The 22,389-nt window shown below is 66.0% G+C and carries 20 protein-coding genes; 12 read left to right on the top strand and 8 right to left on the bottom strand.

The window, feature by feature from the left end:
- Window positions 1-64: 64 nt before the first annotated feature.
- Entirely contained in the window at window positions 65-1,204 is a 1,140-nt protein-coding gene (locus BH95_RS24040) for a nitric oxide synthase oxygenase (protein WP_371828343.1), read from the bottom strand.
- Between the two features lie 358 nt (window positions 1,205-1,562).
- On the opposite strand from BH95_RS24040, the gene BH95_RS24045 reads away from it, so the two are divergent.
- Both BH95_RS24045 and BH95_RS24050 read left to right on the top strand, forming a co-directional pair.
- Window positions 1,563-2,723: a globin domain-containing protein gene (locus BH95_RS24045; protein WP_026347560.1), complete on the top strand. Its 1,161-nt coding sequence runs from the start codon at window positions 1,563-1,565 to the stop codon at window positions 2,721-2,723.
- A gap of 143 nt (window positions 2,724-2,866) precedes the next feature.
- Complete coding sequence (locus BH95_RS24050) at window positions 2,867-3,613, top strand: FAD-binding oxidoreductase (protein ID WP_020110773.1); 747 nt, start codon at window positions 2,867-2,869, stop codon at window positions 3,611-3,613.
- 9 nt (window positions 3,614-3,622) lie between these two features.
- Here BH95_RS24050 and BH95_RS24055 read toward each other — a convergent pair whose 3' ends face one another.
- A complete protein-coding gene (locus BH95_RS24055; RefSeq protein WP_037184625.1) occupies window positions 3,623-4,519 on the bottom strand; it encodes a glycosyltransferase family 2 protein in 897 nt (298 codons plus the stop codon).
- Between the two features lie 253 nt (window positions 4,520-4,772).
- On the opposite strand from BH95_RS24055, the gene BH95_RS24060 reads away from it, so the two are divergent.
- On the top strand, window positions 4,773-4,994 hold the full coding sequence (locus BH95_RS24060; RefSeq protein WP_037184627.1) for a hypothetical protein: 222 nt from the start codon (window positions 4,773-4,775) through the stop codon (window positions 4,992-4,994).
- A gap of 327 nt (window positions 4,995-5,321) precedes the next feature.
- On the opposite strand, the gene rsgA is transcribed toward BH95_RS24060, so the two are convergent.
- The 4 genes from rsgA to BH95_RS24080 form a co-directional block, all read right to left on the bottom strand.
- Window positions 5,322-6,317 carry a ribosome small subunit-dependent GTPase A gene (gene rsgA, locus BH95_RS24065; RefSeq protein ID WP_244165122.1) on the bottom strand — a complete coding sequence of 332 codons (996 nt, stop codon included), beginning with the start codon at window positions 6,315-6,317 and terminating at the stop codon, window positions 5,322-5,324.
- Between the two features lie 209 nt (window positions 6,318-6,526).
- Entirely contained in the window at window positions 6,527-7,486 is a 960-nt protein-coding gene (locus tag BH95_RS24070) for an alpha/beta hydrolase (protein ID WP_019663811.1), read from the bottom strand.
- A gap of 100 nt (window positions 7,487-7,586) precedes the next feature.
- Window positions 7,587-9,044: an alpha,alpha-trehalose-phosphate synthase (UDP-forming) gene (locus tag BH95_RS24075; protein ID WP_019663810.1), complete on the bottom strand. Its 1,458-nt coding sequence runs from the start codon at window positions 9,042-9,044 to the stop codon at window positions 7,587-7,589.
- 31 nt (window positions 9,045-9,075) lie between these two features.
- Window positions 9,076-9,249, bottom strand: coding sequence for a hypothetical protein (locus tag BH95_RS24080; RefSeq protein WP_167336916.1), 174 nt, complete (start codon window positions 9,247-9,249; stop codon window positions 9,076-9,078).
- A 244-nt stretch (window positions 9,250-9,493) separates the two neighbouring features.
- Between BH95_RS24080 and BH95_RS24085 the strand changes: the two genes are divergently transcribed.
- Together BH95_RS24085 and BH95_RS24090 are read left to right on the top strand one after the other, a co-directional pair.
- The gene (locus tag BH95_RS24085) at window positions 9,494-11,134 is read left to right on the top strand and encodes an ABC transporter ATP-binding protein (RefSeq protein WP_037157710.1); all 1,641 of its coding nucleotides are present in this window, start codon (window positions 9,494-9,496) and stop codon (window positions 11,132-11,134) included.
- Window positions 11,131-12,900 carry an ABC transporter ATP-binding protein gene (locus BH95_RS24090; protein WP_037184631.1) on the top strand — a complete coding sequence of 590 codons (1,770 nt, stop codon included), beginning with the start codon at window positions 11,131-11,133 and terminating at the stop codon, window positions 12,898-12,900. The genes BH95_RS24085 and BH95_RS24090 overlap by 4 nt, the downstream gene beginning before the upstream one ends.
- A gap of 26 nt (window positions 12,901-12,926) precedes the next feature.
- Here the strand turns inward: BH95_RS24090 and BH95_RS24095 are convergent, their stop codons facing one another.
- Complete coding sequence (locus tag BH95_RS24095) at window positions 12,927-13,691, bottom strand: NAD(P)H-dependent oxidoreductase (RefSeq protein WP_037184633.1); 765 nt, start codon at window positions 13,689-13,691, stop codon at window positions 12,927-12,929.
- A 70-nt stretch (window positions 13,692-13,761) separates the two neighbouring features.
- On the opposite strand from BH95_RS24095, the gene BH95_RS24100 reads away from it, so the two are divergent.
- Complete coding sequence (locus BH95_RS24100) at window positions 13,762-14,754, top strand: GlxA family transcriptional regulator (protein WP_176458715.1); 993 nt, start codon at window positions 13,762-13,764, stop codon at window positions 14,752-14,754.
- Here BH95_RS24100 and BH95_RS24105 read toward each other — a convergent pair.
- Entirely contained in the window at window positions 14,738-15,439 is a 702-nt protein-coding gene (locus BH95_RS24105) for a GntR family transcriptional regulator (RefSeq protein WP_019663804.1), read from the bottom strand. The genes BH95_RS24100 and BH95_RS24105 overlap by 17 nt on opposite strands.
- A 127-nt stretch (window positions 15,440-15,566) precedes the next feature.
- On the opposite strand from BH95_RS24105, the gene BH95_RS24110 reads away from it, so the two are divergent.
- From BH95_RS24110 to BH95_RS24135, 6 genes are all read left to right on the top strand, one after another.
- On the top strand, window positions 15,567-16,619 hold the full coding sequence (locus BH95_RS24110; RefSeq protein WP_037184638.1) for a sorbitol dehydrogenase: 1,053 nt from the start codon (window positions 15,567-15,569) through the stop codon (window positions 16,617-16,619).
- The gene (gene manD / locus BH95_RS24115) at window positions 16,616-17,821 is read left to right on the top strand and encodes a D-mannonate dehydratase ManD (protein WP_037184640.1); all 1,206 of its coding nucleotides are present in this window, start codon (window positions 16,616-16,618) and stop codon (window positions 17,819-17,821) included. Before BH95_RS24110 ends, manD begins: the two co-directional genes overlap by 4 nt.
- Before the next feature lie 8 nt (window positions 17,822-17,829).
- Window positions 17,830-18,768, top strand: a complete 939-nt coding sequence (locus BH95_RS24120; protein ID WP_037184642.1) for a PfkB family carbohydrate kinase — start codon at window positions 17,830-17,832, stop codon at window positions 18,766-18,768.
- Entirely contained in the window at window positions 18,765-20,201 is a 1,437-nt protein-coding gene (locus BH95_RS24125) for a mannitol dehydrogenase family protein (RefSeq protein WP_037184644.1), read from the top strand. The genes BH95_RS24120 and BH95_RS24125 overlap by 4 nt, the downstream gene beginning before the upstream one ends.
- The gene (locus BH95_RS24130) at window positions 20,198-20,839 is read left to right on the top strand and encodes a bifunctional 4-hydroxy-2-oxoglutarate aldolase/2-dehydro-3-deoxy-phosphogluconate aldolase (protein WP_037184646.1); all 642 of its coding nucleotides are present in this window, start codon (window positions 20,198-20,200) and stop codon (window positions 20,837-20,839) included. Before BH95_RS24125 ends, BH95_RS24130 begins: the two co-directional genes overlap by 4 nt.
- A 150-nt stretch (window positions 20,840-20,989) precedes the next feature.
- A complete protein-coding gene (locus BH95_RS24135) occupies window positions 20,990-22,387 on the top strand; it encodes an MFS transporter (RefSeq protein ID WP_019663798.1) in 1,398 nt (465 codons plus the stop codon).
- Window positions 22,388-22,389: the final 2 nt, after the last annotated feature.

Here is a 22,389-nt window from a genome sequence, read left to right on the forward strand (position 1 = left end):
CTGGAACCCACGCGTTCACCCCCGGTTGGTGACCGAATGAGTCGTTCGGTCACTCGGCCTGGCATCACCCGAACGGGCAACCCGACGCCCCGCGGGAGACGAAGTTGGGTCGGATGTCCATGTCGGGTGGATCGTAGAGCCGGTGGAAGGTCGGGGTGATGCCGGACGACATGGGCGGGTTGATCCACGACCAGTCCGTCGGGCAGGCGCGGCCGGCTCGGGCTTCGCGGTCGACGTGGTCGACGAACTGCTTGGCGACGGTGTGGTGATCCACCATGTAAGCGCCGGTTTCGCGGAAACTGTGGATGACGGCTCGGTTGAGTTCCACCAGTGCACGGTCTCGCCACAGTGTCCGTTCCGAGCTCATGTCGAGGCGCAGTTTCTTGGCGATGGTGGGGAGCATGTCGTAGCGGTCGGTGTCGCTGAAGTTGCGTGCGCCGACTTCGGTGTTGACGTACCAGCCGTTGAACGGTGCGCAGGGGTAGCGGACGCCGCCGATCTCGAGGTCCATGTTGGAGACGGCGGGTACGGCGTGCCATTTGAGCCCGAGCCCTGCGAACCAGCGGTAGTTGGGGTGGACGAGGTCGACTTCGAGGACGAGGTCGCGGGGGACGTCGAACCAGCGGATCGGCTCGTCGGGCGTGGAGATCATCAGTGGCAGTACGTCGAATGCGGTGCCCTCGCCGCGCCATCCGAGCCGCTGGGCCAGGGCGGTGAGTTCGAGGTGCGCGGGGTCGCCGGTGATCGTGCCGTCGTCGGCGCGGTAGCCGGCGTAGCGGATGAGTTGGGGGCTGATGATCCGGTATTCGCGGCCGTCGGGCAGGGGCGGCGGGCCGACGGTGACGATGGATTGCAGTGCGCCGCCGTTGGTGGCCACGCGGAGGTGCTCGAAGCAGGCGTCGGCGATGCCCTGTGCCGTGGTGGCGTGCCGTGCGTCGATCAGCTTCAGGGTGCGCCAGTGTTTCCGTCCGACGCACCGTGCGTGGTTTCGCCACGCCAGTTTGGCGCCGACGAGGATCTCCTCGGCGGATTGGACGTAGGTGCCCGTGGCGCGGAGCTCGGCGAGCGCCTGCGTCGCCCGAGACGCGGGTAGGTGTTGCAGTTCCGGTTGGTCGAAGAACTCGCGGCACTCGGTGAGGCGCGCGCTCAGGCCGGGATCGTCGATACGTGGCCCGACTTTTCGGCCGTTCGCTGGTTCCTTCACGTCCGCCCCGACAGCGACAGTCACGTTTTGCCTACCCCGTTTCGATCGGTCCCGCTGAATGTTCTCGATTCGACGCAACCGAATCCTAGGTCCTCGAACTGTCGGTGAAAAGGCCTGGAAATCGATGCGACTCAAGCGATTTCGACCTCTGGGTTGGTTATTGCCGAACGCGGCAAGCTATTTCCCGGTTAACGCAGTCAAAGCAGGTCGAGTGAATCCGCTCGGTGGGTCATGTCCGAGTCGCTGGGTTAGACTGCCTGGAAATCACGGCGGTCGAGAAACTAGTGCCGGCTGCCTTGGCGCACGTCCGGGTAGACGTCGGACGCCGACTTCTACGCGGTGAGGGGGCCTTCGAGAGATGGATGCTCGGGCGATTTCGCTTGTGAGAACCACGTTCAAAGCGGTCGCGGCCGTCGACGGTGGTCCGGAGAAGCTGACGCGTTCGTTCTATGCCATTCTGTTCGCTCGCAATCCCGAGGTGCGGGATTTCTTCCCCGCGTCGATGGAGTCCCAGCGGGACAAGTTGGTGACGGCGATCGCCTATGCCATCGATCAGCTCGAAGACCTCGACCGCCTGCTGCCGTTCCTGGCTCAGCTCGGCCGCGATCACCGCAAGTACGGGATCGTCGACGCGCACTACGCGGCCGTCGGAGATGCTCTGATCACGGCCCTGGAGCAGTTCGCGGGCAACGAGATCTGGACCGACGAGGTCGACGCCGCCTGGCGCGAGGTCATCGCGGTGATGGCGGGCACGATGATGGAAGCGGCGGAGGCCGACGACGGACCGCCGGTGTGGCAGGGCACCGTCGTCGAGCATCTGCGTGTTCTCGACGACGTGTCGATCGTGCGGCTCATGCTCGACGAGCCTCTGGATTACAGTGCCGGACAGTACGTCAGTGTGTCGATTCCGAGCCGTCCGCGCATGTGGCGGTACCTGTCGCCGGCGATTCCCGCGAACGCAGCGGGCGAGATCGAATTCCACATCCGGCGCGTCACGGGCGGGTGGGTCAGCCCGGCGCTCGTGGGGAGCACCTCCGTCGGGGACCGATGGACCATCGGAGCGCCGCTCGGCAGCATGACGAGGCACACCGCGCCCGGTCGTGATCGTCTCCTCATCGCATCGGGCACGGGAATCGCGCCGTTGCGCGCGCAGCTCATGGAGATGGCCACCAAGGCCGACAACCCGTCCGTCCACGTCTTCTACAGCGGCCACTACCCGTGCGACCTCTACGATCTGCAGACTCTCCAGCAGATCGCAGCGATCAATCCGTGGCTGTCCGTCGTCGGGATCGTCGAGGAAGAGACCGATCCGTGGTGGTACGACGGACCGCAGTACCGGAACCAACTCGGCGGCTCGTCGCCGATCGTCGGGCAGGTCGGGAAGGTCGTCGCGGAGTTCGGATCATGGGACGGCCGTGACATTCAGATCGTCGGCTCACCCTCGATGATCAACACCACCAAATTCCGCTTGCAGGGCGCAGGAGTCGATCTCTCCCTCGTCCGCCACGACCCTTGGTGACTGGTCTTTGTTGCAGCATCGACTGGGTCATTCCGCAGGCTCCACTCCCGCCCCCGACTGGGTCGTTCCGCAGGCTCCACTCCCGCCCCCGACTGGGTCGTTCCGCAGGCTCCACTCCCGGGCCCGCCGCATATTCTGGACACATGCAGACGTGGAATGCCGAGGTGGTGCAGTACCACCGGTTGCGCAATGACCTGGCCGTGGTTCGACTCGAAGGTGACGCGATACCTTTCGAGGCAGGTCAGTCGCTCGACGTCACTGTTCCGCAGAATGCGCGGCTGAGTCGTCGGTACTCGTCGGCGTTGCCGCCGTCGCTCGATGGAAAGTTGGAATTCCATGTCCGGGCCGTGCCGGCTGGGTGGGTCAGTGGATCGATCGTCAACGAGACGAGGCCGGGTGACGTGTGGACGTTCGGCAATCCCGCGGGCAGTCTGAAGGTCGACCACTCCGGACGCGACGTCGTGATGATTGCAGGGGGCACCGGGCTCGCACCGCTGCGTGCGCTGATTCTGGATCTGACCCGGCGGGAGACACCGCCGAACGTGACGCTGTACGTCGGTGGACGCTCACCACGTGACCTCTACGCGGCCGACCTGCTGTGGATACTGGCGTCCGAATTGCCGTGGCTGACCGTCGTTCCCGTCGTGGACCAGTTGACGGATCCGTGGGCTCCCGACCGCTGGCACGACGCCATCGGAGCCGAGATCGCGGGTGTCGCAGAGATGTTCGGCCCCGAGCACTGCTGGGAGGGCAGTCTGGCCGACGTCATGAGTGTGCAGCAGCCGTTCCTCGACTCCCAGGTGCTGGTCTGCGGTTCACCCGGGATGGAAGCGGCCACGATTGCTGCGTTGATCGACAACGGAACCCCGGAGACCGCCATCGTGCGGTGACGCCGTACGTCAGCCGACGTGCGTCGCGGTGTTCGTGCCGACCGGCAACACCCGCGGCGGCGCGGGCGAGAACAAGCGACGCACGGAGTACCGACCCTTGGCCGGGTCGTACGGCCGATACACGGCGAACACGAGAATGTGCCACCACCAGTGCAACCGGAGTGCCTTGCGTCGCTCGGGAGTCATGACCCCGTGCCGCTCGAACGTCCTGATACCGCATTCGATGTACTCACCGAATTTCGACGGCGGAGTGAGGGCGCGGCGGGGCGACACGTCGACATTCATGTCGGACAGCTGAGCCAGCTTGACGTCCACGGCGGTCAGGCACAGGGCCAGATCGAGATCTTCGTGAAGTTCGGCGTCGGTGCTGACCATCGGTTCGACGCGGTGCCACGCGGACTTGCGGATTGCCATGTTGGCGCCGTGCAGGTTGGTGACCAGGCGACCGCCTCCGATCGCGCCCTTCCTCAGGTGCCGACCGAACCACCACGCTTTGAGGCCACGGACCGGCGAATCGTACGGCTGATTGAGTCCGGTGACACCGCCGACGTGTGCTCCGTCCGCAGACAGGTAGTTCAGAACGGCCCGGGCCCATCCCGGTGTGACGCGGGTGTCGGCGTCGACGCGGCCCAGGACGTCGCCGCGGGCCGCGCGAAATCCGGCATTGCGTGCGTGCGCGACGCCGGGTGCGCGCTCCGGCAGGAGCGTGATCTTGGGGTGGGCGTCGGCGTAGGACTCGACGACAGCGGCGGTGCGGTCGGTGGAGTTGTTGTCCACGACGATGATCTCGTGGATGTCGTCACCCTGCGCGACCAATGCGTCGAGGCAGGGGCCGATGTAGGCCTCTTCGTTGTGGGCCGGGATCACGACCGACAAGGTTTCGGCGGGGAGCGTGGGAGTCGACACACTGGGAGATTATCGGTGACGAGGTGTGGAGTCGAATCGAAAAGTATTGTGTATCAGAGTATTCGGGTGAATTCGCTGATACATGGGTGTTTTGTCGAGGTCGAGTTCGTTTTGTCCGCCGAGGGCGGTCGACCGGTCGGATCGACGGGATTGCACGGGGTGAAGTCATGCTCGATGATTCGCTCATCGGGCCGGCGGTTAGGCTGGGCCGGACGTCGGTCCGACAGCACGTGACTACCAGAGGAGACGAGCAGTGGCTTCCGAGATCGCAGTGGGCGACCTGGTTCAGGCGACCGGGCACGCCGGACCGTGGAAGGTGTTGGAAATCCGTCAGGGTCTGGCGCTTCTCGAGCATCATGCCGGTCATCGACTGTCGGTTCGCACGACCACGCTGTCCGTGGTTCGGAAAGCGTCACCCTCGGAGGCTACGAAGCCCGTCGTGGACGAGCCGGACTCGCCTACCCTCTTCGACTGAAGGTCGGCGAAACAAGAGAGACGCGTCCCCGACGGCCGCGTCCTCGTGGCTTACCCGCTCAGGTCACTGGCGGGAAGTGGGTCGTTCTACAGTCCGCCGAGCAGCAGGTGAAGAGTATCTCCGACGACTGCGATCAGGCCGGCTACGAGTCCCATGTGATTCCTCTTTTCTGTGATTCGCCTTGCGGCGCTGCTCTTTTGAGCTGACAAGAATCTATGGGCGGCGTATTGCCCGCGAGTTAACTGGGAGTAATGGCCTCGGCGGATGCGCGAAACATTACCTTTGCTCATCAATATGGCGGATTGAACGAGGGGCGTGATGAATGCGTCATCGGCCACGTGACTTGTACATGCGCCGCTGGAGCTTGGCGAGCTGTTTGGCCTCGGCGAGTCTCTGCCCATTCGCGCGGGCGTCGTGTCGCGTTGTGGCCCAGTGATTCTCGCGTTCCAGGCGGCGGTAGTTGGCGATCCGCCGGGGGTCGATACTCTCCTGTACTGCGCATCCGGGTTCGCTGCTATGAGTGCAATCGCGAAATCTGCATCGCGCCGACGCGTCCTCGATGTCCGAGAAGGTCTGCTGTAGGCCCTCTTCCGACGCGACGAGGCCGACGGAGCGAAGTCCGGGAGTGTCGATCACCGTCATTCCGACGGTGGGAAGCGGCACGAGTTCGCGTCGAACCGTCACGTGACGCCCTTTGCCGTCGGCTTCGCGTACATCGCCTGTGCTCAGGACTTCCTGGCCGACGAGCGTGTTCGCCAACGTCGACTTTCCGGATCCGGACGGTCCGATCAAGGCGATGGTTCCACCGAGATGCTCGGTGAGGCAGGCTATTCCATCACCGGTGCGGGAGCTGATCGCGAGTACGGTCACGCCGGGTGACGACGCCTTCAGGTCGGTGACTCGGTTGGAATCGCCGGCGTCGCACTTGGTGAGTACGACCAGTGGTGTTGCGCCGCTGTCCCATGCGAGGGCGACGTATCGTTCGACGCGGCCGAGGTCGAGTTCGGTGTCGGCGGCGACGGTCACGACGACGGTGTCGACGTTGGCGGCGAGGGTCTGAGTGTGGGACGTCGTGCCTGCCGATGCTCGGACGATGGCTGTGCGGCGGGGTAGGACTGTCGTGAGTACGGCCCCGCCCGTCGGCTGGGTGTGGATGCGTACCCAGTCGCCGGTGCACACGTCGAGGTGTCCGGTGTGGGCGCGCAGCGTTCCGTGTTCGGTGGCGATGTCGCTGGACCCGCGGTAGACCGCGGTGACGCGCCCGGGTTCTCCGGGTGAGCTGTTCTCGTGGAATCGATGGTGCCAGTAGGTGTCGAAACCCAAGTGGGACAGTGTGGTCGGTGAGGACACGGGTGAGCCTTTCGAAGGGCCGACCCGGTGCCCGGGTCAGCCGATGATGGGGGAGGAGGAGGCCGTGGGCACGGCCGTACGCCGGATGACCATGGTTTCTCCTCCTCTCGTCTCGCCTCGAATGCTCGGGTGGATGGAAAGTATCAGGGCAGAATTGGGCTACGCCATCGATTTAACGGTGCTCACTGCGGAGACGGGTCGGCCAGCACGCGAGCGGCGAACGCGACGGCGAGATCGAGGAGGACGCGTGCCTCGGGCAGGGCGCCCGCCATCACCGGGAACGCATGAACCTGGCCCTTCCAGACGTGCGTCTCGACGGTTCTGCCTGCTGCCGCGAGCGAGGCCGTCATCGCTTCGACGTCGGGACGCATCAACTCGTACTGCGCGGTGGACAGGAACACCGGCGGGAAGATCGCCGGGTCGACGTCGATCGGCGACGGTGAGCCGGCGATGGCGTCGGGCCCGTTCAGCCACCGATCCTCCAACGCTATGACCTGCTTCATCGGAAGGTAGGCGTCCTTCTTCATGAACTCCTTCGGATGGCTCTTCAGGTCGAGGTTCAGCAGTGGAGAGAACCCGAGGACCGCCGCGGGCGGGGTGAGACCGTCGAGTACGGCCAGTTCGGCGACTTTCATTGCCAGGTATCCACCCGCCGAGTCGCCGGCGACGATGATCTTGCTGGGGTCGGCGACGGTTTCCAGCGCGGCGCGGTAGGACGCCATGGCGTCGGCGATCGATGTTCCGATGCCGCCGTAAGGGATCTGTCGGTACTCGACGGAGTAGACGGGGACCCCCGCGCGAGCTGCAATCGTCGCGCACGCACTTCGGTGCGTGGCGAGGCCGCAGAACACGAATCCGCCGCCGTGGAAGTAGAGCACGGACGCGCCGTCGAGTGATCCGGTCGCGGTCTTGGGGTGCGTCGTCTTCTCGCACGGGACGCCGCCCAATCGAACCTGTTCGATGGTCACACGCTTGGGTTTGGGCAACCTGTCGACGGCACGGTCGAGCTGACCGATGGCCTTGATGCCACCGTCGGTCAACGGCCACAGCGAGAACGTCGGCTTCAACGTCAGGCGCATCGCGCAGGACAGAACGCGGGCTTGGCGGCTGATGTCGTCGTGCCAGGTGAGCGTATGGGTCATGGATACGCACGCTAGCACCGGTTGGAACGTGTTCTCGTTGATTCGGCCATGAACCGAGGTCAGGCGTGCTCCCGCCGGTCACGGGAAACAGAAACGTGTTCTACTGCGACCGGGTGGGGAGCGTGCCCTCCTGCTGCGGGTTCGACAGTGCGTTGAGGAAGGCCCGCGCCCAGCGGTCGACGTCGTGCGCGAGGACCTGGCGCCGCATCGCCCGCATGTGGCGTCGACCTTCTTCCGCCGGCTGTTCCAGCGCGGAGACGATGGCGTCCTTGACGCTGTCGAGGTCGTGCGGGTTGCACAGGTACGCCTGACGCAGTTCGGCTGCGGCACCGGTGAATTCGCTGAGAACCAGGGCGCCACCCAGATCGCTGCGGCTGGCGACGTACTCCTTGGCGACGAGGTTCATGCCGTCGCGCAGCGGAGTGACGAGCATGACGTCCGCGGCCACGAAGTACGCGATGAGATCGTCGCGGGGGATCGGACGGTGCAGGTAGTGCAGTACCGGGTGGCCCACCTGGCCGTACTCGCCGTTGATACGGCCGACCTGTTGTTCGATTTCACCGCGCATCGCCTTGTAGCTCTCGACGCGTTCACGGCTCGGGGTGGCGAGCTGAATGATGACGTTGTCCACCGGGTCTATGCGGTGCTCTTCGAGCAGTTCACGGAATGCGTTCAGCCGGACGTCGATGCCTTTGGTGTAGTCGAGGCGGTCGACGCCGAGCATGATGCGCTTCGGGTTGCCCAGCTCCTTGCGGATCTGCTTCGCGCGATCACGGACAGCCTTCGAGCGGGACTTCTCGTCGAGGTCGCCGGAGTCGATCGAGATCGGGAACGCGCCGACGCGGACGGTGCGGAACCCGACCTGCACCGAACCGAGCCGTGACCGGACGCCGACGGTGCCACGTGAGGTGACCTGGCCGGCGAGGCGTCGGGCGAGGTAGAGGAAGTTCTGGGCGCCGCCCGCGAGGTGGAATCCGATGAGGTCGGCCCCGAGGAGGCCTTCGACGATCTCCGTGCGCCACGGCATCTGCATGAACAACTCGACCGGAGGGAACGGGATGTGCAGAAAGAAGCCGATCGTGAGGTCCGGCCGCAGCATCCGCAGCATCTTCGGGACGAGCTGGAGTTGGTAGTCCTGAATCCAGACGGTCGCGCCCTGCGCAGCCGCCGCGGACGTGGTCTCGGCGAAGCGGCGATTGATCTCGACGTACGCGTTCCACCAGGAGCGGTCGTACACCGGCTTGACGATGACATCGTGGTAGAGCGGCCACAAGGTGGCGTTGGAGAAGCCTTCGTAGTAGTCGGCGACTTCCTGCTCGGTCAATGCGACCGGGCACAGTTCGAGCTCGTCCTCGACGAACGGCTCGACGTCGACGTCGGGGACCCCAGGCCATCCGACCCATGCGCCCTTGTTGGCGCGCAGGATCGGTTCGAGAGCCGTGACGAGTCCGCCGGGGCTGCGCTTCCATCGCGTGCTGCCGTCGGGGAGTTTCTCCAGGTCGACGGGCAGCCTGTTGGCTACGACCACAAAATCCGAGCCCTGCGAGGCGTCAGCCACTACTGTCCAATCTTCTCGAAACCGGGGTAGGTCAGTCGACCTTCGCTGTGGGATCGATACCCAACATCGACAAAAGCATGCGGCACTCGTCGGCGTCCGTCGCATAGGCGGCGACGACGCGTTGCGCCTGGCTGGCGGTCTCGTCGGCCAACGGCTCCAGGTCCTCGTCGGCGATGTCGGTGTCGGTGGTGGTCTTGGCGGCCATGGTGTTCTCCATCTTCTGTGGCTGCTCGAATATGGTGCGCCCCGACTCTATGAGAATGCGGTGCTCTCTCGCCACTTTGCGCCGCGAGCGAGCGTCCCGACGGACCCCCGGAATGAAATAGCATCAGGCAATGCGTTTTTCTCCCGCAGGCTCCACTGCTGGCCCCCTGGGTCGTTCCGCGGGCTCCACTCCTGTCACGGGCAGTGCGATTCTTCGGCGAACCGTCGTACGTCAACGGGCCCGGATGATCATTTCGTCACTGTTCTTCTGCGTGCACCAGTTCTGCGAGACCATGGTGCCCGTCGCGATCGGCTTGATCGTCGGCCGCGCGATCGACACCGGTGACGGCCGGGCGATGATCGTCTCACTGTTCGGCCTGGCCGGGCTGTTCGTGGTGCTGTCGTTCGCGTACCGGTTCGGGGCGCGGATCATCGTCGTCGCGATCGAACGTGAGGCGCACATGATGCGCGTCGAGGTCGCTGGTCGGGTACTCGATCCGCGCGGTGTTCGCACCGATCTGGTGTCCGGTGAACTGCTGACGGTGTCCACATCCGACGCGGAGAAGACGTCCTGGATTCTCGACGTCATCGCGCGGACGGTGGCTGCCATCGCCGCGACGGTCGTGTGCGCGGTGGCGTTGCTGATCGTGGACATTCCGTTGGGAATCGCCGTGCTGGTGGGCACTCCCGTCATCATGTATCTGCTTCAGCGCGCAGCGCCGCTGCTCACGCGGACCGCGACGACGCAGCAGGCCGAGGTCGCTCGTGTCTCCGGAATGGCCACCGATCTGGTCAGTGGCGTTCGACCGCTGCGCGGCATCGGCGCCGAGAACGCTGCAGCGGCGCGGTTCCACGCGTCGAGCCGTACGGCACTGGGCGCGACGATGAAGATGGCGAAGGCCAACAGCGTCTACCTCGGATTCTCGACGACGGTCACCGCGCTTCTGTCGGTCGGCATCGCCGGTACCGCCGGGTTTTTCGCGCTGCAGGGCCGAATCTCGGTGGGCGAGTTGATCACCGTCGTCGGGTTGTCGCAATTTCTGATCGAGCCGTTGACGACGATGTCGCGCCTGCCGGGCGTCGCGGCGATGGTGCGTGGTTCCGCGGACCGGCTCGCCCTCGTTCTCGGCGCCGACCACGTACTTCCCGAGGGTGGCTCGGACGCACCGTCGTCGACGAATCTGGGTGTCCACGGCGTCGGATATCGGTCGTTGGACGGTCTGGAGATGTCGGTCGCTCCGGGTGAGCTGCTGGGAGTCGTCGCTCTGCGCGCGCAGGACGGGGAGGCGCTGGCTGCCGTGCTGTCCGGTCAGGTCGCGTCCGACGACTACGTCGGCGACGTCACCATCGGCGGTGCCGTCGTCGACACGCTCGGTCTGACGGAGGTTCGCCGCACGGTGCTGGTGGAGCCGCACAACACGGACCTGTTCGCCGGGACGGTGCGGTCCAACATCACCGCCGGAGCCGCACGCGCCGACGACGAGCTGGCGCCGGTCCTGGCGGCCTCGGCTGTCGAGGACGTGGTGGCGCTGCACGAGACCGGACTCGATCACGCCGTGACCGACCGGGGTGCCTCGTTGTCCGGTGGTCAGCGTCAGCGCGTCGCGCTGGCCCGCGCACTGTCGGTATCCGCTCCGGTGCTGGTGTTGCACGACCCGACGACCGCCGTCGACGCAGTCACCGAACATGCCATCGCCGCCGGCATCAAGGAACTGCGCCACGACGGTGACCAGGCCCAGACCACGGTGCTGATCACGACGAGTCCCGCGCTGCTCGCGGTCACTCACCGGGTGATCGTCGTCGACGACGGACGGGTCGTCGCCGAGGGAACGCACCACCAACTCGCCGCCCACGACGACCGCTACAAGGACACGGTGCTGCGATGACCACGACACCCCAACTGCTGCCCATCGCGACGGGCCGACGATCGTGGGCGTTCCTGCGCGGCGAACTGAACGGGCGACGCGGACTCGGGGCTGTCACGTTGCTGATCTCCGCTGTCGCAGCGGCGATGTCGCTCGTGCCGGTCTACGTGTTCGGCGTGCTGGTCGACCGGGTCACCGACGGTGCACCGACGTCGACCATCGTCTCCGTCGTCGCGATCATCACCGTCGCCGCCGTGGTCGGTGGCGTGTTCACCGCGTGGAGTTCGTACCTGATCAGCAAGCTCGGCGAGGGCATCCTGGCGTCGCTGCGGGAACGCGTGCTCGGTCGCGCACTGCACCTTCCCGTCGGAACTCTGGAGCGAGTCGGCAAGGGAGACCTGCTCTCTCGTGTCGGCGACGACGTGGCCGTCATGGCGAAGTCCATCGGCGAAGTGATCCCCAACATCGTGTCCGCTCTGCTGCTGGTGACCCTCAGTGTCGTGGCCATGCTCAGCCTCGACTGGCGACTCGGACTCGCAGGAATGGTCGCCATTCCGATGTACGTGCTCGCGCTGCGCTGGTACCTACCCCGGTCCGCGCCGCTGTACGCCGCCGAACGCGTCGCCATGGGCGAACGGTCGCAGGCCTTGATCTCCAGCATGCAGGGCGCCCGCACCGTTCGGGCCTACGGACTCGAGGAATCGCACCTGGGCGAGATCGACAAGGCGTCGGGCAAGGCACGGGACATCGGCATCACGGTGTTTCGCCTCTTCACGCGATTCGGTTCGCGCAGCAATCGCGCCGAATGCGTCGGCCTCTCGGTCATCCTCGCGGCGGGCTTCCTGTTCGTCCAGGACGGCCACGTCACCGTCGGTCAGGTCACCGCCGCGGCGTTGCTGTTCCATCGGCTGTTCAATCCCATCGGCATGCTGATGTTCTCGTTCGACGACGTGCAGTCGGCGGGAGCGTCTCTCGCCCGACTCGTCGGCGTCATGGACATCCCGGATCAGCGGTCACGCGGCACCGGCGTGGTGCCCGCCGACGCCACCCTCGAGGTCACCGGGCTGCGTCACTCGTACGACGGTGGGAACGAGGTGCTGCACGGCATCGACCTCACGGTCCGTGCCGGGGAAACCGTTGCGCTGGTGGGTTCCACGGGTGCAGGCAAGTCGACCATCGCAGCCATCGCAGCCGGGTCCATCGACGCGACGGACGGGCAGGTGCGCATCGGCGGTGCGAGCCTGGACGACCTCGGCGCCGACGGTCTGCGTCGCCACATCGCGATCGTCAGCCAGGAGGTGCACGTCTTCTCCGGCACTCTTGCCGAGGATCTGCAGTTGGCTGCTCCCGATGCCACCCGCGACGAGATCCACGCGGCGCTGACGACCGTCGGCGCAGGCGCGTGGGTCGACGCGCTCGCCGACGGCGTCGACACTCAGGTCGGAGAGGGCGGCCACGAGCTGACGGCGGCGCAGTCGCAGCAGCTTGCGTTGGCGAGGCTCGTGTTGGCCGATCCTGCCGTCGCAGTCCTGGACGAGGCGACCGCCGAGGCAGGCAGCTCCGGTGCGCGCGATCTCGAGGCCGCTGCGCAGGCAGCGACCCGTGGCCGCAGCACGCTCGTCGTCGCGCACCGCCTGACGCAGGCCGCCGCCGCCGATCGTGTGGTCGTGCTGGAACACGGGCGGATCCTCGAGGAGGGCGGCCACGACGAACTCGTCGCCGCCGGCGGCCGTTACGCAGAGCTCTGGGCGGCGTGGGAGGGCACCACGCCGGTGAGCGGCAGGTAGCAGGTCCTTTCGGAATTCGGTGCAGCTCAGCGGGTGTGAACTCGCAGGCCCGATTCGCTGGGGGCATGGGTGTCGTCCAGGACGAAGTTCGCGTCGTACTCACCGCCGTTCTGGGTGCGGTACGGGATCGGCCGGTCGGAGAACAGTGTGGCCAGCCGGGCCTGCAGGTGCGTCTCGGCCGCGGCGTAACCGTCGTCGGTCATTCGGTCGGCGCTGGGAATCAGCACCGGTGGTAGCACGGACATGCCTGTGTACCAGAAGAATCCGTGCTGAATGGGGAACAGCAGTTCGTCCAGTGAGCCGTTGATACCGCGCGGCGACACCGTGTGTTCACTGCCGCCCATACTGGTGACGATCAGTGCTCGGGTGCCCGCCAACAGACCGTCGCCGTAGCGGCGAGTTCCACCTTCCGTCTTGCGAATTCCGTATCCGAAGCCCTCGACGAACACGCGGTCCACCCAGCCTTTCATGATGGCGGGCATCGAGAACCACCACAGCGGAAACTGCAGTACGACGGCATCGGCTCGGCGCACCTTGTCCTGCTCGGCGGCGATGTCGGCGGCTATCGTCCCGTCTGCGAGAGCGGTCGACGACGCAGTGGCCACGTGCAGTCGGTGTGCCGGATCGTGTGCGTAGTCCTCCGCGGTCACCACCGGATTCCATCCCATGCGGTACAGGTCGGACTCCATGGCGGTGTGACCCGCCCCGGCGAGCCATTTCAGCGCCGAGTCACGCAACGATCCGTTGAGCGAGCGAGGGTCGGGATGCGCGGAAACCCAAAGAATGTTCATGTCCTGAGCCTGTCACCAGCGGATCGGCCGAGCCAGTGGCCTACCGGACAACATGTGAAAGAATTCGGCCATGCGTACACGTCGAGATCGTGACACCACCCGAGAACCGCATCGGGTGGTCGTCGTCGTCCGTGACGGACTGTTGGGGATGGAATTCGGCTCGGTCCATCGATTGTTCGGCCAGGCGAGGTCCGACGACGGTGAGCCGCTGTACTCGGTGGTGACGTGTACCGCGACGCCCGGTCCGGTGCGCACGGATTCGGACGTGAGCATCGTGGTGGAGCGCGGGTTGGAGGCCGTTGCCGATGCCGACACGGTGATCGTTCCTGCGTCGGATCTGGACTACGGCGACGATCCCGTCTCGGACACCGCACTGTTCCAGCGGATTCGGCCCGGGACTCGGATCGCGTCCATCTGTACGGGTGCGTTCGTTCTGGCCGCCTCGGGTCTGCTCGACGGCCGACGCGCAACGACGCACTGGGCGTCGGCGGAGCAGTTCCGGGCGTTGTATCCCCAGGTCCGGCTCGAACCGAATGTCCTGTACACCCACGACGGCGACGTACTGACGGCGGCGGGGGAGGCGTCGGGTATCGATTTGTGCCTGTACATGATTCGGTGCGATTTCGGCTCGGCTGTCGCGAACCGGGTTGCGCGGGGAACGGTGGTACCGCCGCATCGGAGCGGCGGTCAGGCTCAGTACGTCGCGCCGCCCGTTCGCCGCTCCACGGCCAGTTCGATTGCTGCGGCGCAGGAGTGGGCGCTGGAGAGGCTGCACGAGCCGTTGTCCAACGAGGCGTTGGCGTCGTCGGTGTCCATGAGCGTCCGTACGTTCACGCGTCGATTCACCGCGGAAGTGGGTGTATCTCCGGCCAAATGGATTGCACAGCAACGTGTGCAGCGCGCCAAGGAACTGCTCGAGAACACCGATCACACCATCGACCGTGTCGCGGCCGAGGCCGGTTTCGGTACCGCCACGTCCCTGCGGCAGCAGCTGATGGCCGACATCGGAGTCTCGCCCAGGGCCTACCGCGCGACGTGGGCCGGCGTCACCAGCTCGCGATGACTCGTCGGGTGGGCCGTTCGTTACTGTCCGAGAACAGGTGTGGACTTGCTTCCTTGATGCGCTCGACGTCGTCGAACACTGCGCGCAGGTGATCACGCATCGCTCGCTCCGCGGCAGCGAAATCTGCCTGCTCGACAGCGTCGGCGATGGCGGTGTGCTGGGCGATGAGCTCAGGAATGGGGCGGGTGTCCCGTAGGCCGAGGCGCCGGGCACGGTCGAGGTGCGCTTTCGCGGACTCGACGGACCGCCATGCTGCCGAGTGCCCACCGGCGGCAAGAAGCGCCTGGTGGAATTTCTCGTCGAGTTCGAAGAAGTCGTCCATGCTCAGGCCTGGTTCGCTCTGCTGAGCCAGGTTGTCACGCAGGGCGGCGATGTCCGCGTCGGATCGTCCGGCGACCGCGTCCTTCAACGACGCGATCTCGATGGCCTCCCGGACGAACTGCGCGTCGGCGACCTTCTCGGTGTCCACCCGCGACACGAACGTGCCGAGTTGAGGAAAGACCTGCACCAGGCCTTCCTCGGCGAGGAGAATCAGTGATTCGCGCACGGGAGTACGGCTCACCGACAGGTGTTCGGCCAGCTCGTTCTCCGACAGGGGGCTGCCCGGAGGCAGCTTCAACGACACGATTCGGTGCCGCAGCTCCTTGTAGGCGGCTTCGCGCGCGGTGATTTTTCGGGTGCTCACCGCGTCAACAGTAATGGCCGGTCGGATACGTGAGCTATGCGCGGCACGGACAGGAAAGTTGACGCACGTCACTTACGCACTAGTATGGCAGTGCTGGTATTCAAGACTGACGAATTGCGAGGCACCGATGAACACCCAGGGCCGAGATCGTGCTGCGATCCTGCACGCACGCCGCGATCTGAGAATCGAAGACGTCGACCGCGCCGAGGTCGGCCCAGGTCAGGTGCGCGTCGAGATCGCCGGTGTCAGTCTGTGCGGATCCGACCTCCACTACTACGCCGACGGCAAGAACGGCACCAACGTCCTCACCCGGCCCACGGTGCTCGGGCACGAAGGCTTCGGCCGCATCGTCGAGGTCGGAGACGGGGTCCCGTCCCATCGCCTCGGTCAGCGCGTCGCGATCGAGCCTGCCGTGCCGGGACCGCACGCCCAGCACGCACTGCGTGGCCGTTACAACGTCGATCCCAGCGTCGTCTGCTTCGGCTCCCCGCCGAACAACGGATTGCTCCGCGGGTCGGTCGTGATGCCGGACGCCTTCGCGCACACACTCCCGGACACCGTCACCGACGACGTCGCGGCACTGATCGAACCGTTGGCCGTGGCCGCGTGGGCGGCAGCCCGGGCCGGATCGGTGCTGGGCAAGACCGTCGTGATCACCGGCGCAGGGCCTATCGGGCTCCTGGTGCTGCAGACCGTGATCGCGCTCGGCGCCCAGCACGTCACGATCACCGACGTCTCGCAGGCGCGCTTGGACGTCGCGCTCCGGCTCGGCGCCGACGTCGCGCTGCTCTCCGGAGAAACGTCGTTGGACACAGGTTTCGCCGACGTCGCCTTCGACTGTTCCGGCCACCCCGCCGCGATCGCCGACGCCGCAAGAGCCCTCGGCCCGGCCGGCGTTCTCGCCCTGGTCGGCGTTCCAGGACGCGGCGACGCCGAATTCCCGATCGGCCTGGTGCAACGGTGGGAGCTCGACATCCGGGGTTGCTTCCGCTACGGACCCGACGCGTTCACCCACGCGATTTCCCTTGCCGCTCAGGGCCGCGTGAACCTGAACGTTCTGGTCACGTCCAGATTCCCGCTCGAAGAGTCGGCCGCAGCGCTCGACGCTGCACTGTCCGACCCCACTCAACTCAAGATCGTCATCGACACCGCTTCACCGAACTCCGAGGACAACCGATGAAGATCATCGACGCAACCGTCATCGTCACTGCGCCCGGGCGCAACTACGTCACGCTGAAGATCACCACCGACGAGGGTATCGTCGGATGGGGTGACGCCACCCTCAACGGCCGGGAACTCGCCGTGGCGTCGTACCTGCGTGATCATCTGTGCCCCTTGCTGATCGGTCGCGATGCTCAGCGCATCGAGGACACCTGGCAGTACCTGTACAAGGGCGCGTACTGGCGACGCGGCCCGGTGACGATGACGGCCATCGCGGCGGTCGACGTCGCGCTGTGGGACATCAAGGGCAAAGCCGCCGACATGCCGGTCCATCAACTCCTCGGCGGCGCCGCACGCGACGGCGTCATGGTCTACGGGCACGCCAGCGGCACCAGCGTCGACGAGATGCTCGACGACGTCGCACGGCATCTCGACGAGGGATACAAGGCCGTCCGTGCGCAGTCGGCCATCCCCGGTCTGGACAAGACCTACGGCATCCCGAAGAACGGCTTCTACGAGCCGGCGTCCGACGCTGCGCCGCAGGAGGATTCGTGGGACACCGCGCCGTACCTGAAGTTCGCCCCGGAGATGCTCGGTGCCGTCCGTGAGCGTCACGGTTTCGGGTTCCACCTGCTGCACGACGTCCATCACCGCCTGACGCCCATCGAAGCGGGTCGTCTCGGCCGCGACCTCGAGGACATGCGGATGTTCTGGATCGAGGATCCGACGCCTGCCGAGGATCAGAGCGCGTTCGCGACGATCCGTCAGCACACCACCACCCCGATCGCCGTCGGCGAGATCTTCAATTCCATCTGGGACTGCCAGGACCTCATCACCAACCGGTGGATCGACTACATCCGCACCTCGGTGTCGCACGCAGGCGGAATCACGCACCTGCGTCGCATCTTCTCGCTCGCCGATCTGTACGGAGTCAAGTCCGGTTCGCATGGCGCAGGCGATCTTTCACCGGTGTCGCTCGCCGCGGCCCTGCACGTGGACCTGTCCATCCCGAACTTCGGCGTCCAGGAGTACATGGGCCACGTCGACCCGACGTCCGACGTCTTCCAGACCGACTACACGTTCGAGAACGGCTTCATGCATCCGGGCAACAAGCCGGGCATCGGCGTCGACGTCGACGAGGCCGCCGCCGCGAAGTACCCGTACAACCCCCGCTATCTTCCCGTCAACCGCCGCCTCGACGGCAGCATGCACGATTGGTGAGACGAACAATGAACAGCAACACAGCTTTCGACGTCGTCCTCCTCGGCGAGCCACTCGTCGAGATATCGACGACGCAGCCGTTCGCGCACGGTACGTCCAGTGTTCTCGGTGTCTCCGGCGACGTGGTGAACGCAGGCGCAGCAGCGGCGGCCGCAGGCGCGTCCGTCGCCCTGGTCGCCCGGGTATCCAACGACGAACTGGGCGACGCGGTGTGTGCACGGATCCGGTCCCTCGGCATCGACGACACCTACGTCAGGCGTGTCGACGGCCAACAGGGCGCGTACTTCCTGCACATCGATCCGTTGGGGCAGCGTCAGTTCTCCTACGCACGCACCGGTTCCGTGGGGTCGGGACTGGACGTCTCCGACGTCCCGGCCGACGTCCTCGCTGCGGCAGGGGCGGTGCTGGGCAGCGGAATCACGGCGGCACTGTCCGATTCCGCACGTCGTGCACTGGCGTTCGCCGCGAAGAACGCGTCGACGTTCGTCTACGACCCCAACTTCCGGCCCCGGCTCACCACGGCCGCCGAGTCCGTGAACTTCCTCCGCGAGATCGCGCCGCACTGCTCCGTCGTCGTGCCGTCGGCTCCCGGTGAGATCGACGACCTTCTGAGCATCACCGACCCGCAGGCCGCAGCCACCAGGTTGATGGAGTGGGGCGCGAAAGCTGTTGCCGTGACGCAGGGGTCCGAGGGCATCACGGTGGTGACCGGCGACGACGTCCGCTTTCAGCCGTCCATTCCGGCACCGGCCGTCGTCGATCAGACCGGGGCAGGCGACGTGTTCGCCGGCACCCTCACGGCACGGATAGCGTTGGGAGACAACCTGCTCGACGCCACGGCGCTCGCTGCGAGTGCGGCATCGCTCAGTGTCGGAGGGCGAGGCGGCACCGGCCTGATCGCGTCCCTCGACGAGGTCCGTGCGCACCGCGATCGGGTCGCCGTATGAGCAGGCTCTCGTCGGCTACGGCTCCCGACGTACCGAGGCCGGTGACGCGTGGAATCGTCCACCTCGGCCTCGGTGCGTTCCACCGTGCCCACCAGGCGGCGTTCACCCATGAGGCAGCTCTGCTCACCGGCGATTCGTCGTGGGGCATCACCGGGGTGACGCAGCGAAGCGCTGCCGTCGCAGAGCAGTTGCGCCCTCAGGACGGTCTGTTCACGCTGGTGGAGAAGGGGCCGGGTATCGATCGCGCTTCCGTCGTCGGGTCGATCACCGAGGTGATCAGCGCCGTGCACGACGCGGATGCCGTCGTCGACGCCATTGCCGACCCGCGCGTGCGAATCGTGTCCCTGACGGTGACGGAGAAGGGCTACCGGCTCGACCCGGCGACCGGACGGCTCCGGCCGGACGACCCGGAGATCGTGGCCGACCTGACCGGTCGATCGCCTGGGACGGTGGTGGGTCAGCTGGTCGCCGGGCTTGCGTTGCGAGCGAAGCTCGATGCGCCCGTGACGGTCCTGAGCTGCGACAACCTATCGCACAACGGGGCCCTTCTGGCGGGGATCGTCCGGGATTACGTTGCGCAGAGGGATGATTCGACCGCACTACAGGGCTGGATCGACTCCGCCGTCGCATTTCCGAACTCGATGGTGGACCGCATCGTTCCGGCCACGACGGACGAAGACAGGCGTCGGCTCGAGGACGAGACGGGCCTACGCGACGATGCCGTCGTCGTGTGCGAGCCGTTCCGGCAGTGGGTGATCGAGGACCGCTTCGCCGCCGAGCGGCCCGCGTGGGATCTCGTCGGAGTTCAGTTCGTGACCGACGTCGAGCCGTGGGAGACGATGAAGCTCCGCGTGCTGAACGCGTCGCACTCGCTGCTCGCGTACCTCGGGGTGCGGTCGGGCCACTCGACCATTGCCGACGCCGTGGCGGACCCGGTCCTGACATCGTTGGCGCACAGGATGATCGTGTCCGACGTCGCTCCGACGTTGCATCCAGACATGAACTCGGACGCGTACGCGAACGAGGTGCTCACGCGCTTCGCCAACCCGACGTTGCCGCACACCACCCGTCAGGTCGCGATGGACGGCTCCCAGAAACTCGGTCCGAGGCTACTGGGCACCGTGCGCGACGCCCAGGAACGTGGATCGTCGACGACCTGGCTCGCTGTGGCGGTGGCGTCCTGGGTCGCGTACGTGATCGACGAGGTACGCGCCGGACGCGCGCTCGACGACCCGATGGCGGACGTCCTGTCCCGGGCCGCCACACAGGACGACGCGGTAGCGGCGCTGCTGAGCGTCGAGCAGATCTTCGGTGCCGACCTCGGCCCGGATTCTCCGTTCGGTCGCCGGGTTGCAGCAGCCGCCGATCTGCTCGTCGGCTCTGCCGCAGTCACCACCGAATTCGTAGCGAACATCGAAAGAGAACTGTCATGAACACACGTGAGGTCATGGGCATCAGCCCGGTCATTCCCGTCGTCGTCGTCGACGATGCGTCCGACGCAGTTCCGTTGGCGCGTGCCCTGCACGAGGGTGGCGTCGACGTGATCGAGTTGACGTTGCGCTCCGAGGCGGCGCTCGCTGCGATCGAAGCGATCGCGACCGAGGTGCCCGAGATCGTCATCGGCGCCGGGACGGTGCTCACGCGCCGGGACGCGGAGAAATCGATCGACGCCGGGGCGCGGTTCCTGGTGTCACCGGGCGCTCCGACGGACCTGCTCGACGCTGCGCACGGGTGGTCGATTCCGTGGCTGCCGGGGGTGTCCACGGCAACCGAGGCGATGAACGTCTCGAACGCGGGTCACACCGAACTGAAGTTCTTCCCGGCGTCGACCTCCGGGGGTGCAGCCGCTCTCGGTGCCCTCTCCGGACCGCTTCCGCATCTGACGTTCTGCCCGACGGGCGGAATCTCGTCGAGCAACGCCACCGAGTACCTCCGGTTGCCGAACGTCGCGTGTGTCGGCGGAAGTTGGTTGACGCCTCGAAACCTCGTGCAGGCCAAGGAGTGGACTGCAGTGAGCGAATTGGCGCGTGCGGCGGCAGGTCTGCGCAGCTCAGTCCGACAGCACTGTTGACTCATTGGTATAACAGTGCTTGTATATCAGTGTGGCACGGGCCACTCACCATCTCTTGCAGGTCGTAGGTCTCAGTAGGGGCGTAGGTGCAACGGATTCCGTTGACACCGCGATGGACGACCGGACAGCCTTGAACAAACGGAGCACAAGATGTCTCACGACACGAACGAAGCGCCGAGCCCAGCCGTGGCCGACGAGAAGCCGAAGCGGTCGACCCGCGACCTGACCAAGGCCGCGGTGTCCGGTTGGCTGGGAACAGCAATGGAGTTCATGGACTTCCAGCTGTACTCGCTGGCCGCCGCCATCGTCTTCAACCGGGTCTTCTTCCCCGACGTCAGCCCGGCGATCGGCCTGATCGCAGCCATGGCCACCTACGGCGTCGGCTACGTCGCCCGCCTCGTCGGTGCCATCTACTTCGGCCGGATGGGCGACCGGATCGGTCGTAAGAAGGTCCTCTTCATCACGATCGCGATGATGGGAGCGTCCACGACGCTGATCGGTGCGCTGCCGACGTATCAGACCATCGGCATCCTCGCGCCGATCCTGCTCGTCGCACTACGCCTGATCCAGGGATTCGGCGCCGGAGCGGAGATCGCGGGCGCCACGGTCATGCTCGTGGAGTACGCGCCGGACAAGCGTCGCGGTCTCATCGGTTCGTTGGTCTCGCTGGGGACCAACTCGGGAACGCTTGCGGCGTCGGGAATCTGGGCGATCCTGCTCGTCGTACTGACCGACGACCAACTGGTCAGCTGGGGCTGGCGTATCCCGTTCCTCGCGAGCTTCTTCCTGATGCTCTTCGCGGTGTGGTTGCGCTCCAACCTCAAGGAAAGCCCGGTGTTCGAGGATCGCGCCGACGTGGTCGACGGTGTCGCCCTCTCGCGTGCGGAGATCGAGCAGGTCGACGCCGAAACCAAGGAAAGCGTTCTCGAGTCCGGACTGCGTCAGCGCAAGGGCCGTGCGTTCTTCGTCGCACTCGGGCTTCGCTTCGGGCAGGCCGGCAACTCGGGTCTGATCCAGACGTTCCTGGTGGGCTACATCGCGTCGACTCTGCTGCTGGAGAAGTCCATCGCCACCACGGCGATCGTCTACGGTTCGCTGCTCGGATTCATCACCATTCCGGTCATCGGCATCCTGGGTGACAAGTTCGGTCGCCGCCCGATGTACATGATTCTCAGCGCCGCGACCATGGTGTTGGCGTTCCCGTTGATCTACCTGGTGACCAGCGGCAACAACGCAACCCTGATCATCTCGGTCGTTCTCGCACTCAACATCGGTGTGCTCGGCCTGTTCTCGCTCGAGAGCGTCACGATGGCCGAACTGTTCGGTGCCAGAACACGATTCACCCAGCTTGCACTTGCCAAGGAGATCGGCGGCATCCTGGCCACGGCCATCGGACCGCTGATGGCAGCAACGCTGACGGCAGTGACCGGAAGCTGGTGGCCGATCGCCGCAATGCTGGTGGTCTACTCGGCAATCACGCTGGTGTCCGCGTACCTCGCGCCCGAAACTCGCGGACGCGACCTGGTCCGGCTCGACGACGCCATCTAGCG

This window comes from Rhodococcoides fascians A44A (genome assembly GCF_000760735.1).
Lineage (GTDB): Bacteria > Actinomycetota > Actinomycetes > Mycobacteriales > Mycobacteriaceae > Rhodococcoides > Rhodococcoides fascians_E.

Bases quoted from the DNA above. Each gene is read 5' to 3' on its own strand.
- BH95_RS24100 (WP_176458715.1), top strand. From the start codon at position 13,762: ATGCGTACACGTCGAGATCGTGACACCACCCGAGAACCGCATCGGGTG.
- manD (WP_037184640.1), top strand. From the start codon at position 16,616: ATGAAGATCATCGACGCAACCGTCATCGTCACTGCGCCCGGGCGCAAC.
- BH95_RS24045 (WP_026347560.1), top strand. From the start codon at position 1,563: ATGGATGCTCGGGCGATTTCGCTTGTGAGAACCACGTTCAAAGCGGTC.
- BH95_RS24095 (WP_037184633.1), bottom strand. From the start codon at position 13,691: ATGAACATTCTTTGGGTTTCCGCGCATCCCGACCCTCGCTCGCTCAAC.
- BH95_RS24120 (WP_037184642.1), top strand. From the start codon at position 17,830: ATGAACAGCAACACAGCTTTCGACGTCGTCCTCCTCGGCGAGCCACTC.
- BH95_RS24130 (WP_037184646.1), top strand. From the start codon at position 20,198: ATGAACACACGTGAGGTCATGGGCATCAGCCCGGTCATTCCCGTCGTC.
- BH95_RS24135 (WP_019663798.1), top strand. From the start codon at position 20,990: ATGTCTCACGACACGAACGAAGCGCCGAGCCCAGCCGTGGCCGACGAG.
- BH95_RS24090 (WP_037184631.1), top strand. From the start codon at position 11,131: ATGACCACGACACCCCAACTGCTGCCCATCGCGACGGGCCGACGATCG.
- BH95_RS24125 (WP_037184644.1), top strand. From the start codon at position 18,765: ATGAGCAGGCTCTCGTCGGCTACGGCTCCCGACGTACCGAGGCCGGTG.
- BH95_RS24070 (WP_019663811.1), bottom strand. From the start codon at position 7,486: ATGACCCATACGCTCACCTGGCACGACGACATCAGCCGCCAAGCCCGC.
- BH95_RS24110 (WP_037184638.1), top strand. From the start codon at position 15,567: ATGAACACCCAGGGCCGAGATCGTGCTGCGATCCTGCACGCACGCCGC.
- BH95_RS24080 (WP_167336916.1), bottom strand. From the start codon at position 9,249: ATGGCCGCCAAGACCACCACCGACACCGACATCGCCGACGAGGACCTG.
- BH95_RS24050 (WP_020110773.1), top strand. From the start codon at position 2,867: ATGCAGACGTGGAATGCCGAGGTGGTGCAGTACCACCGGTTGCGCAAT.
- BH95_RS24085 (WP_037157710.1), top strand. From the start codon at position 9,494: ATGATCATTTCGTCACTGTTCTTCTGCGTGCACCAGTTCTGCGAGACC.